Raw genomic sequence first — 12,049 nt, 5'->3', positions numbered from 1 at the left:
TTGGAGCGGGAAACGAGACTCGAACTCGCGACCCCGACCTTGGCAAGGTCGTGCTCTACCAACTGAGCTATTCCCGCTCGGTGTCATACTTTCCAGTACTGAATCTGTTTGCGCAAGCTCGCGAATTCTTCATCGGTACGGGGTGCGCATTATACGAGAAATCCGTTTTGCCGCAAGCCCCTGAAAGCAAAAAAATCATTTTTCGGTTTAAGTGCCGATTAAAACAGCAATATGCTGTTTTTACCAGCACCATGAAAAGTCTAAACCCAAAGTTATTGAAATCTCAGGCCAGACTACCCGCTAACACCCTCGCAGCTTCAAGCCCGAAGGGTTCCCCAAAGTCATTGGAGTGGCAGGTAGGCAGCCAGCAAACGCATCCCGATGAGCTTATACAGGTAAGTGATTCGGGTAAGTGAGCGCAGCTAACACCCCTGCCATTTCAAGCCCGAAGGGTTCCCCAAAGTCATTGGAGTGGCAGGTAGGCAGCCAGCAAACGCATCCCGATGAGCTTACACAGGTAAGTGATTCGGGTAAGTGAGCGCAGCTAACACCCCTGCCATTTCAAGGCCGAAGGGGATTAAGGCTGGATGAAATGCTCGCGGTAATAAGCCAGCTCGGCCACTGACTCGCGGATATCATCCAGTGCCTGATGAGTATTTTGTTTTTTAAAACCTGCCAGAATTTCGGGTTTCCAGCGGCGGGCCAGTTCTTTTAAAGTGCTGACATCCAGATAACGGTAATGGAAATAGGCTTCAAGCTCTGGCATATAGCGGAACAGGAAGCGCCGGTCTTGGCCCACGCTGTTACCACAAATAGGGGAAACACCTGCCGGAACCCACTGCTTGAGAAATTCAATCGTTTGCAACTCAGCATCGCTATCACTAAAGGGGCTGTCTTTAACGCGCTGAACCAAGCCACTGCCGGTATGCGTGCGCACATTCCACTCATCCATTAGCCCAAGCTGCTCATCAGACTGGTGGACGGCCAACACCGGGCCTTCCGCCAGGATATTCAGGTTAGCATCGGTAACCAGAGTGGCTATCTCGATGATCCGATCCCGCTGCGGATCAAGACCGGTCATTTCCAGATCGATCCAGATGAGATTATTTTGATTTTCTGTCATGATTTTTCCTGCCTGTTAGCGGGTGAGACTACCGAACAAACGGTTAATTGATAAAATAATGTGTATCATAGCCCTTTTGGTCGCAACCAGCGATATACCCAAAGAAATTGGAGTTGCAGGCAGGCAGCAAGCGAACGAGTTCCGATGAGCTTACTCAAGTAAGTGATTCGGATGAGTGAACGTAGCGAACACACCTGCGGCTTCAAATACTAAGGGTATTAATGCAGATTCAAGTGAGGCACAGTGAGTAAGAATAAACTGTCGAAAGGTCAGCAACGGCGTGTACAGGCTAACCATCAGCGCCGGCTACGCACTGATAGAAAACCTGAGTTAGATGACTCTCAGCTTGGCGATGCGCAAGAAGGTATCGTAATCAGTCGCTTCGGTCAGCATGCTGATGTCGAAGCTGCCGATGGTGTTCAGCACCGTTGTAATATCCGCCGCACCATCAAGTCACTGGTGACAGGTGATCGTGTGGTCTGGCGTCCCGGCCTGCAAGCGCAGGAAGGTGTGCGCGTTAAAGGTATTGTCGAAGCCGTTCATGAGCGGACATCCGTTCTGACGCGCCCTGATTTGTATGACGGCGTGAAGCCGATCGCCGCAAATATTAATCAGATCGTGATCGTTTCGGCAATTTTGCCCGAACTTTCGCTCAATATCATCGACCGCTATCTGGTGGCTTGTGAAACATTAGATGTCGAGCCGTTAATCGTACTGAATAAAATCGATTTACTGGACGCCGATGGCCGTAAATTCGTTGATGGCATGATGGATATCTATCGCCGTATTGGCTACAACGTATTGGAAGTTTCCAGCCAAACCCGTGAAGGGATGGAAGCCTTCGAGCAGGCGCTGGCTGGGCGGATAAGCATCTTTGCCGGTCAGTCAGGGGTGGGTAAATCCAGTCTATTGAATGCCTTGTTGCCGCCAACAGATAATGAAATTCTGGTCAATACCGTGTCCGGCAACTCAGGGCTGGGCCAGCACACCACCACCGCCGCTCGTTTATATCACTTCCAGCATGGTGGTGATGTGATTGATTCACCGGGGGTACGTGAGTTCGGTCTGTGGCATCTGGCTCCGGAACAAATCACGCAAGGATTTGTCGAATTCCGTGATTATCTTGGTCATTGCAAGTTCCGCGATTGTAGCCACACCACCGATCCCGGCTGTGCGCTGCGCGAAGCGGTAGAGCAAGGTAAAATTGCCGAGGAGCGCTTTGATAATTATCATCGCATTCTGGAAAGTATGGAGCAGGCGAAGCCGCGCAAGACATCAGATAGTGACGAGAAATAATGTTTTAATCGCGGGTCTCCCCTGTGGTACCCATAACCCAAAATAATTGGTGTTGCTGCTAACAGCGCGGCAACACCAAGTAAAAGCGTACTTATCTAATGAGGTCTACGTGCTGGATAGTCTCAAAATCAGATTACAATATTTACTTCCTAAGCTTGGTCTGACCCGTTTGGCGGGCTGGGGCGCAGATAAACAAGGTGGCTGGTTGACGCAACTGGTTATCAAAGCGTTTGCTCGCTATTACAAAGTTGATATGAAAGAAGCGCAAGCCCCTGAATTCTCTGCTTATCGTACATTTAACGAATTCTTTGTGCGCCCACTTCGCGCAGGTGCGCGCTCGGTTGTGGTTGAAGAAAATCTATTAGCTCAACCGGCTGATGGCGCTATCAGTCAGTTAGGCACCATTCATGATGGGCAAATCTTGCAGGCAAAAGGCCACAACTACAGTGTGGAAGCTTTGTTGGCAGGTAACTATATGCTGGCTGCTGAGTTCAAGAATGGGCAGTTTGTCACCACTTATCTGGCTCCGCGCGATTATCACCGGGTGCATATGCCATGTGATGGTGTATTGCGTGAAATGATTTATGTTCCGGGTGATTTATTCTCGGTCAATCCATTGACCGCAGCGAATGTTCCTAACCTGTTCGCCCGTAACGAGCGCGTCATTTGTATCTTTGACACCGCCTTTGGTCCAATGGCACAAATTCTGGTGGGTGCTACTATCGTGGGCAGCATAGAAACCGTCTGGGCGGGCACTATTACCCCACCACGGGAAGGTGTGATTCGCCGCTGGACTTACCCGCAGGCCGGGGCTGAAGGTGCTGTCACGCTGGAGAAAGGGCAAGAAATGGGCCGCTTTAAGTTGGGCTCGACGGTGATTAACTTGTTTGCTGAGGGCAAAGTACATTTAGCACCACAGTTAAACAGCGGCTCGGTTACCCGCATGGGTGAAGTATTAGCCGAAGCTATCCCCGCGACCCCGCCGTGCTAGCTTTCGGCTGACAAGACATTGATGTTAAGGAACCCTTACGTGCGCCTAATAATTTCATGGTTTTCTGCAATTTTACTGTCATTGGTAATGTTGTTGTCCCTGCCGCTTCATGCGGCAACTCAGCCGAATGAAGAGCAGCTCAGACAAGAGTTGAAACAGGCTGAAGCCAATAAAGGGATGGTAAATCAGGCAGAAATTGTTCAGGCGCTGCAAGGGGCTCTCAGCTGGTTAGCGGATGCGAAAGAATCTGATATCCGCGCCCAGCAGTATCAAAAAGCCATTGATGACTTTCCTAAGCTTACCCGTGAGTTACGCCAACAATTGGCGCAAGAAGGGGATAAACCCCTGCCAGTCCCTAATAATCTGTCCACGTCCGAACTGGAACAGCAAGTGCTGCAAGTCAGCAGCCAATTATTAGAGTTAAGCCGCCTGTCACAGCAGGAGCAAGATCGCGCACGGGAAATCAGTGAGTCACTGAATCAGCTACCGCAACAGCAATCAGAAGCCCGGCGCATTCTGACAGAAATCAGCACACGACTTCTGGCGCAAAGTAGCCCCGCCACCCCAGTAGCACAAGCGCAGTTGGCATTATTACAAGCTGAAGCCGTGGCCCGCAAAGCGAAAGCCAATGAGCTGGAGCTTTCCCAACTCTCCGCCAATAATCGCCAAGAGCTTTCCCGGCTACGGGCTGAGTTATACAAAAAACGTCAGGAGCGGGTCGATGCCCAACTCCAGAGCTTGCGTAACAACCTGAATAGTCAGCGCCAACAAGCCGCAGAACAAGCGCTTGAGCGCACAGAATTACTGGCCGAACAAGGCGGTGATTTACCTGAATCTATTACCCAGCAGTTGCAAATAAACCGCGATTTGTCTCAAGCGCTAAATCAGCAAGTGCAGCGCATTGACCTGATTTCCTCGCAGCAACGCCAGGCCGTTACACAAACTCAGCAGGTTCGACAGGCACTTAGCACTATCCGTGAGCAGGCTCAGTGGTTGGGGGTTTCAACCGCATTGGGTGAAGCATTGCGAGCACAAGTGGCGAGGTTGCCCGATGTGCCCAAAAATCAGCAATTGGATCGCGATATGGCCCAGTTGCGAGTTCAACGTCTGCAATATGAAGACATGATGGAGAAATTGCAGCAGCAAAATACCCGGCTACTGCAAAACGATGGCACACCATTGACCACTGAACAACAGCGGATTCTGGATGCCCAATTGCGTACCCAGCGCGAGTTATTGAACTCCCTGTTATCGGGTTATGACACGCAGATTCTTGAGCTTACCAAGCTGAAAGTGGCCAATAGCCAATTAGTCGACGCCTTAAGTGAAGTTCGTGAAGCGACCCACCGCTACCTGTTTTGGGTGGCGGATGTTAGCCCGATATCACTCTCTTATCCGCTTAACGTCGCCCATGACCTTACCCGCTTGCTGTCACTCGACACCCTTTCGCAGCTCAGCCAAGCCTTTGTCATGATGATGACCAGCCAAGAAACATTGTTGCCAATTATTGGCGCGCTGCTGTTTGTCGGTTTCAGTATCAGCTCTCGCCGCCATTATCATGCTTTCCTGGAGCGCGCCAGCAGCCGTGTTGGTAAGGTTACACAAGACCATTTCTCCCTGACGTTGCGCACCGTATTCTGGTCCATTCTGATGGCGCTGCCGTTGCCTGTCTTATGGGCGGCAGTCGGATATGGTTTGCAAAATGCCTGGTCGTATCCGATGGCTATCGCCATTGGTAATGCTGTCACCGCGACCGTGCCGGTGCTGTGGGTGTTTATGATAAGCGCCTCATTTGCTCATCCACATGGCCTGTTTATTACCCACTTCCGCTGGTCACCGACCCAAGTGGGCCGGGCAATGCGCTTCTATCGCATGTCAGTGTGGTTGATTATCCCACTGATGATGGCGCTGATTACATTCGAGAATTATAACGACCGTGAATTCGCTGGCACACTGGGCCGGCTGTGCTTTATTTTGCTGTGTATCGCCTTAAGTTTGGTCACCAACAGCTTGAAGCGGGCGGGTATTCCACTCTATCTGGATAAAAAAGGTTCTGGCGATAATATTGTTAACACAGCATTGTGGGGGCTTTTGCTGTCTGCGCCCTTGATGGCAGCATTGGCGTCTGCTCTGGGTTATCTCACCACCTCGCAAGCATTGTTAGCCCGTCTGGAGACCTCGGTCGCTATCTGGTTCTTCTTGTTGGTGGTTTATCATATTATCCGCCGCTGGATGCTGATTCAGCGCCGCCGCATTGCCTTTGATCGCGCCAAACAGCGCCGTGCTGATATTCTGGCGCAACGTGCCCGTGGCGAAGACGATACCACGCCGCACAATAACAGCACTGAAGGTTCCATTGATGTTGAAGAACCGGTGATTGATCTGGATGTGATCAGCGCGCAGTCTCTGCGGCTGGTGCGATCCATTCTGACCATGATCGCGTTAGTTTCTGTGATAGCGCTGTGGTCTGAGATTCACTCAGCTTTTGGTTTCCTGGAAAATATTCGCTTGTGGGACTCGTCATCGACAATAAACGGTATTGAGTCAGTACAGGCGATCACCATGGGATCACTGCTGATCGCTATTCTGGTGATGATCGTGACAACCCAACTGGTGCGTAATTTCCCCGCACTGCTGGAATTGGCACTGTTACAGCATTTGGATCTGACCCCCGGAACCGGCTATGCCATCTCCACGATTACCAAATATCTGCTGATCCTGATCGGGGGTTTGGTCGGTTTCTCTATGTTAGGGATCGAATGGGCGAAATTCCAATGGCTGGTTGCTGCTCTGGGTTTGGGGCTAGGCTTTGGTTTGCAAGAGATTTTCGCCAACTTCGTCTCCGGCTTAATCATCTTGTTTGAAAAACCGATCCGTATCGGCGATACCGTGACTATCCGTGATCTCACTGGTAGCGTCACCAAAATTAATACTCGCGCCACGACCATCTCAGATTGGGATCGCAAAGAAATTATCGTGCCGAATAAAGCCTTTATTACTGAGCAATTTATTAACTGGTCGCTGTCGGATTCCATTACCCGTGTGGTCTTGACGGTACCGGCTCCAGCAGAAACCAGTAGCGAGGAAGTGACGGAAGTCTTACTGACTGCCGCGCGCCGCTGCACCTTGGTCTTGGATAACCCGCCACCGGAGGTCTATTTGGTCGATCTCCAGCAAGGGATCCAAATTTTCGAGCTGCGTATTTACGCCGCCGAAATGGGCCACCGTATGCCGCTGCGTCATGAGATTCATCAGCTGATTCTGGCCGGTTACCGCGAGCACGGCATTACTCTGCCATTCCCACCATTCCAGGCCCGTTTGGAAACTTTGGGCCGTGGCCGCGTGGTTTCTTCGAATCGCAGCCGCACGCCGGGCAGCTTGTAAGATCAATAAGTAAGTAAGAAACAAAAATGCCCTGAACCTTCACAGGTCAGGGCATTTCTTTTAACACCGCTGCAGCGCCAAGGACACTCGCATTCCTCAACGTCATTGGTGTTGCAGCAAGGCAACAAGTGAGCGCATCCCGATGAGCTTACTCCAGTAAGTGATTCGGGTAAGCGAGTGCAGCGAACACCGCTGCAGCGCCAAGGACACTCGCATTCCTCAACGTCATTGGTGTTGCAGCAAGGCAACAAGTGAGCGCATCCCGATGAGCTTACTCCAGTAAGTGATTCGGGTAAGCGAGTGCAGCGAACACCGCTGCAGCGCCAAGGACACTCGCATTCCTCAACGTCATTGGTGTTGCAGCAAGGCAACAAGTGAGCGCATCCCGATGAGCTTACTCCAGTAAGTGATTCGGGTAAGCGAGTGCAGCGAACACCGCTGCAGCGCCAAGGACGAAGAGGAATTAGGCAATATCGACTGGGAAGGCAATAACATCACTCAACCTTTCTGCACCCAACGCCAACATCACCAGACGATCAACCCCTAGCGCTACACCAGAACAATCTGGCAAGCCGTGCTTCAGGGCTGCAATTAAATTCATATCAATGGGATGCTGTGGCAAACCGCGTTTTTCACGGCTGCGATTATCTTGCTCAAACCGTTTCAGTTGTTCATCACCGTCAGTCAGCTCATGGAAGCCATTCGCCAGTTCCATACCTTTAAAGTAAACCTCAAAACGTTCTGCTACACGATGATCTTCAGTGCTGATCACTGCGAGGGATGCTTGAGAGGCGGGGAAATGATAAACAAAAGCCGGTTTTTCGCGGCCAATGTGGGGTTCAACCCCGACGGTGAATAACAATTGCAGCAGCGTATCGCGATCTTCTTCGGTATCGGCAATATTGCTTAAATCCAGTTTTGCCGCAGCTTCGCGTAATTGCGCTTTGTCCGCCGACAAGGGATCAATATCCAAATGGCGCAAGAATGCTTGTTGATAAGACAAGGTTTCCGCACTGTTGCAATCCAAAATTTGCTGCAACAGGTCATCAACCTCATTCATTAAGCGATACATATCATAATGCGGGCGATACCATTCCAGCATAGTGAATTCAGGATTGTGATGACGGCCAGCTTCTTCATTGCGAAAGCTGCGTCCCATTTGATAGATAGAACCACTGCCCGCCGCTAGCAGGCGCTTCATGTGATATTCCGGGCTGGTCATCATGTACAGCGTCAAACCATCGGCAGCGCCCGGGCCAACAAACCGGGTTTCGAATGGGACCAAATGAATGTCCGTCACTGTCGCTTGGCTCATGGTGGGCGTTTCAACTTCTAATACGCCGCGATCAGTAAAGAAACGCCGGATCTCTGCCATTATTGCTGCGCGCTTCAACAAATTGGCGATGGGTGCACTCGGCTGCCAGCTTGCCGTTTCGCTCATGGTAGTTAACTCCGAAATCAAACAGGGGATGCAGTCTACTCGCATCTACTCACTCAGACAAATCTGTCACTCATGCCGCCGATTTCCAGCTCGGATTCAGCATTTCACTCTGCAAAAAAGACTTTTGCCCAGCATATCCTGTTTGGGATCACGTTTTTGCTAGTAATGCCCTTGAGGCGGTTCAAATAAAACAAAACAATCGATCACATCAAATTTCTACTGATTAGCATTGGGTATAATTATTCCCATGCAAAAAGTAAGAAATAGCTATTCTTAATAGCATCATTCTGGTTAACCGCTAATCAGTTAGCCAAGTAATAATATAAAAAATCATTAAGAGTAGAGATTCACTTTATATATTTTTCACTTGAACAATGGAGAAGCGCAGTGCAAACCTTTAACGCCGATCTTGCCATTATCGGGGCCGGGGGCGCTGGTTTACGTGCAGCAATAGCCGCAGCGGAAGCCAACCCTCAGCTGAAGATTGCCCTGATCTCGAAAGTATACCCAATGCGTAGCCACACTGTGGCCGCCGAGGGGGGATCAGCTGCTGTCACACAGGACCACGATACCTTTGACTATCATTTCCACGATACCGTTGCCGGTGGTGACTGGTTATGCGAACAGGATGTTGTGGATCACTTTGTCCATAGCTGCCCGGAAGAAATGGCACAGTTGGAAATTTGGGGCTGCCCATGGAGCCGTAAACCCGATGGCTCTGTCAACGTTCGCCGCTTTGGCGGGATGAAAATTGAACGTACGTGGTTTGCTGCGGATAAAACCGGCTTCCACATGCTGCATACCCTGTTCCAAACTTCGTTAAAATATCCGCAAATTCAACGCTTTGATGAGCACTTTGTGCTGGATATTCTGGTCGATGATGGCCAGGCTCGTGGTGTTGTTGCCATGAATATGATGGAAGGCACGCGGGTGCAAATCCGTGCGAATGCTGTGGTCATGGCCACCGGCGGCGCGGGTCGTGTTTATCGTTATAACACCAATGGCGGTATTGTTACCGGTGATGGTATGGGGATGGCATTCCACCACGGCGTTCCACTGCGTGATATGGAATTTGTGCAATATCACCCCACCGGCCTACCGGGTTCTGGCATCTTGATGACAGAAGGTTGCCGTGGTGAAGGCGGGATTCTGGTCAATAAAGACGGCTACCGTTATTTGCAGGATTACGGCATGGGGCCAGAAACCCCGCTCGGCGAGCCAAAGAATAAATACATGGAATTGGGCCCACGCGATAAAGTTTCGCAAGCTTTCTGGCATGAATGGCGTGCTGGCCGCACTATCGCGACTCCGCGTGGTGATGTGGTCTATCTGGACTTGCGCCACCTTGGCGAGAAAAAACTGCTTGAGCGCTTGCCATTCATTTGTGAACTGGCAAAAGCTTATGTCGGTGTCGACCCGGTTAAAGAGCCAATTCCAGTGCGCCCAACCGCGCATTACACCATGGGCGGTATTGAAACCAATCAGCAGTGTGAAACCCGCATCAAAGGGCTGTTCGCCGTCGGCGAATGTTCTTCTGTTGGTCTGCACGGTGCAAACCGTCTGGGTTCTAACTCATTGGCAGAACTGGTGGTCTTTGGCCGTCTTGCTGGTGAACAAGCCGCTTTGCGCGCCATGGAAACCGGCCCGGCTAACGGCAGTGCGCTGGATGCCCAGACCCGTGATGTGGAAACCCGCCTGAGCAACTTGATGAAACAGGAAGGGACTGAAAACTGGTCTAAAATTCGCGATGAGATGGGTCTGTCAATGGAAGAAGGTTGCGGTATTTACCGCACACCGGAACTGATGCAGAAAACCGTGGATAAACTGGCTGAGCTGAAAGAGCGCTTCAAACGCGTGAAAATCACTGACAACTCCAGTGTTTTCAATACTGACCTGCTCTACACCATTGAGCTGGGTTATGGTCTGGATGTGGCCGAATGTATGGCTCACTCAGCACTGAACCGTAGAGAATCTCGCGGTGCGCACCAGCGCCTGGATGAAGGTTGCACCGAGCGTGATGATGTTAATTTCCTCAAGCACACACTCGCTTTCCATAATCCAAACGGCGCACCACGCCTTGAACTCAGCGACGTAAAAATTACCAAGCTGGCACCGGCAAAACGCGTTTATGGTGGTGAAGCTACCGCGCAAGATGCTAAAGACGCCAAAGATGCGAAAGATTTAAAGGATAAGGAGCAGGCGAATGACTGATATGAAACTCCTGAAAATGGAAGTCATGCGCTATAACCCAGAACGTGATAGCGAACCTCACTTCGAAACCTTTGAAGTGCCTTACGATGAGCAGACTTCTCTGCTGGATGCGCTGGGTTATATCAAAGATAACTTGGCACCTGACCTGTCTTATCGCTGGTCTTGCCGGATGGCGATTTGCGGTTCGTGCGGCATGATGGTCAACAAAGTGCCAAAACTCGCCTGTAAGACTTTCCTGCGCGAATATACTGGCGGGATGAAGGTCGAGGCACTGGGTAACTTCCCTATCGAGCGCGATTTAGTGGTTGATATGACTCACTTTATTGAGAGTTTGGAAGCTATCAAACCTTATATTATTGGCAATGAGCGCAAACCCAAAGACGGCCCGAATAAGCAGACTCCGGCTCAGATGGCGAAATACCACCAGTTCTCTGGCTGTATTAACTGTGGCCTGTGCTATGCCGCTTGCCCGCAGTTTGGCCTGAATCCTGAGTTTATTGGCCCAGCAGCCATCACTCTGGCCCATCGTTACAATCTGGATAACCGTGACCAGGGTAAGAAAGAGCGTATGCCACAGCTTAACGGCAAAAATGGTGTCTGGAGTTGTACTTTTGTCGGCTACTGTTCTGAAGTTTGTCCTAAACACGTAGACCCTGCCGCAGCTATCCAGCAAGGCAAGGTTGAGAGTGCGAAAGACTTCATGATCGCCATGCTGAAACCACAATAAGGGAGGGGAAACAGTAATGACTACTAAACGCAAAGCTTACGTCCGTACCATGGCCCCGAACTGGTGGCAACAGCTCGGTTTCTATCGTTTTTATATGTTGCGTGAAGGCACCTCCGTGCCCACAGTGTGGTTCAGTATCCTGCTGATTTACGGAGTATTCGCACTGAAAAGTGGCCCAGACGGGTGGGAAGGTTTCGTCGGATTCCTGCAAAACCCGTTGGTGTTATTAATCAATATCATTACGTTATTGGCCGCCGTGTTACATACCAAAACCTGGTTTGAACTGGCACCGAAAGCCGCCAATATTATTATTAAAGACGAAAAAATGGGTCCAGAGCCAGTTATCAAGGCGCTGTGGGTGGTGACTATCGTGGCTACCGCGATTATTCTGGCCGTTGCCTTACTCTAACCCGGAGGAGAACAAGATGAATCAAGTCCCTAAGCGCTCCGATGAACCTATCTTCTGGGGTCTGTTCGGCGCGGGCGGCATGTGGAGTGCCATCATTGCCCCCGCGGTTATTCTGTTGGTTGCTATTTTGCTGCCTCTGGGTGCTTTCCCCGGTGAAGCATTGAGCTATGAGCGCGTACTGGCGTTTTGTCAGAGCTTCATTGGCCGGGTATTCCTGCTACTGATGATTATTCTGCCACTGTGGTGCGGTTTACACCGTATCCACCACGCCATGCATGATTTGAAAATTCACATCCCTGCTGGGAAATGGGTTTTCTATGGTCTGGCTGCCATTTTGACTGTGGTTGCTATCATCGGTGTTTTGACACTGTAATTGCCCAAGCTCTCTCAGCGGCCCGTGCTTATGCCGGGCCGTTTTTTGCTATATCGCCAACAAATTATCCCGCCAATATCCATTTTGCCAATAT

9 protein-coding genes and 1 tRNA gene are annotated in these 12,049 nt (G+C 50.6%); 7 read left to right on the top strand and 3 right to left on the bottom strand.

Going from position 1 to position 12,049, the window contains the following annotated elements:
- Position 1: 1 nt before the first annotated feature.
- Positions 2 to 77 (bottom strand) — tRNA-Gly (locus FTA91_RS09015).
- 500 nt (positions 78 to 577) lie between these two features.
- Entirely contained in the window at positions 578 to 1,123 is a 546-nt protein-coding gene (gene orn / locus FTA91_RS09010; RefSeq protein ID WP_050115025.1) for an oligoribonuclease, read from the bottom strand.
- Positions 1,124 to 1,366: 243 nt separating this feature from the next.
- Between orn and rsgA the strand changes: the two genes are divergently transcribed.
- The 3 genes from rsgA to mscM all read left to right on the top strand — a co-directional run bounded on the left by rsgA (position 1,367) and on the right by mscM (position 6,794).
- Positions 1,367 to 2,419, top strand: a complete 1,053-nt coding sequence (rsgA, locus tag FTA91_RS09005; RefSeq protein WP_038636955.1) for a small ribosomal subunit biogenesis GTPase RsgA — start codon at positions 1,367 to 1,369, stop codon at positions 2,417 to 2,419.
- 109 nt (positions 2,420 to 2,528) lie between these two features.
- Positions 2,529 to 3,410 carry an archaetidylserine decarboxylase gene (gene asd, locus FTA91_RS09000; protein ID WP_050115023.1) on the top strand — a complete coding sequence of 294 codons (882 nt, stop codon included), beginning with the start codon at positions 2,529 to 2,531 and terminating at the stop codon, positions 3,408 to 3,410.
- A 39-nt stretch (positions 3,411 to 3,449) separates the two neighbouring features.
- Positions 3,450 to 6,794: a miniconductance mechanosensitive channel MscM gene (gene mscM / locus FTA91_RS08995; protein ID WP_186366571.1), complete on the top strand. Its 3,345-nt coding sequence runs from the start codon at positions 3,450 to 3,452 to the stop codon at positions 6,792 to 6,794.
- 463 nt (positions 6,795 to 7,257) lie between these two features.
- Here mscM and epmA read toward each other — a convergent pair whose 3' ends face one another.
- A complete protein-coding gene (gene epmA / locus FTA91_RS08990) occupies positions 7,258 to 8,235 on the bottom strand; it encodes an elongation factor P--(R)-beta-lysine ligase (protein ID WP_049561644.1) in 978 nt (325 codons plus the stop codon).
- A gap of 387 nt (positions 8,236 to 8,622) precedes the next feature.
- Here epmA and frdA point away from each other — a divergent pair, with 387 nt between their 5' ends.
- Genes frdA through frdD form a run of 4 tightly spaced genes read left to right on the top strand, consistent with a single transcriptional unit; the run spans position 8,623 to position 11,955 of the window.
- Positions 8,623 to 10,446 (top strand): fumarate reductase (quinol) flavoprotein subunit, encoded by a 1,824-nt coding sequence (frdA, locus tag FTA91_RS08985; RefSeq protein WP_004392452.1) that lies wholly within the window; start codon positions 8,623 to 8,625, stop codon positions 10,444 to 10,446.
- Positions 10,439 to 11,173, top strand: coding sequence for a succinate dehydrogenase/fumarate reductase iron-sulfur subunit (locus tag FTA91_RS08980; RefSeq protein ID WP_050115019.1), 735 nt, complete (start codon positions 10,439 to 10,441; stop codon positions 11,171 to 11,173). Before frdA ends, FTA91_RS08980 begins: the two co-directional genes overlap by 8 nt.
- Positions 11,174 to 11,189: 16 nt before the next feature.
- Positions 11,190 to 11,582 carry a fumarate reductase subunit FrdC gene (gene frdC, locus FTA91_RS08975; protein ID WP_145534379.1) on the top strand — a complete coding sequence of 131 codons (393 nt, stop codon included), beginning with the start codon at positions 11,190 to 11,192 and terminating at the stop codon, positions 11,580 to 11,582.
- 16 nt (positions 11,583 to 11,598) lie between these two features.
- Positions 11,599 to 11,955 (top strand): fumarate reductase subunit FrdD, encoded by a 357-nt coding sequence (gene frdD / locus FTA91_RS08970; protein ID WP_004392449.1) that lies wholly within the window; start codon positions 11,599 to 11,601, stop codon positions 11,953 to 11,955.
- Positions 11,956 to 12,049: the final 94 nt, after the last annotated feature.

This window comes from Yersinia thracica (genome assembly GCF_902170565.1).
GTDB classification, from domain to species: Bacteria; Pseudomonadota; Gammaproteobacteria; order Enterobacterales; family Enterobacteriaceae; genus Yersinia; species Yersinia thracica.
This window is presented reverse-complemented; position numbering and strand designations above follow the sequence as displayed.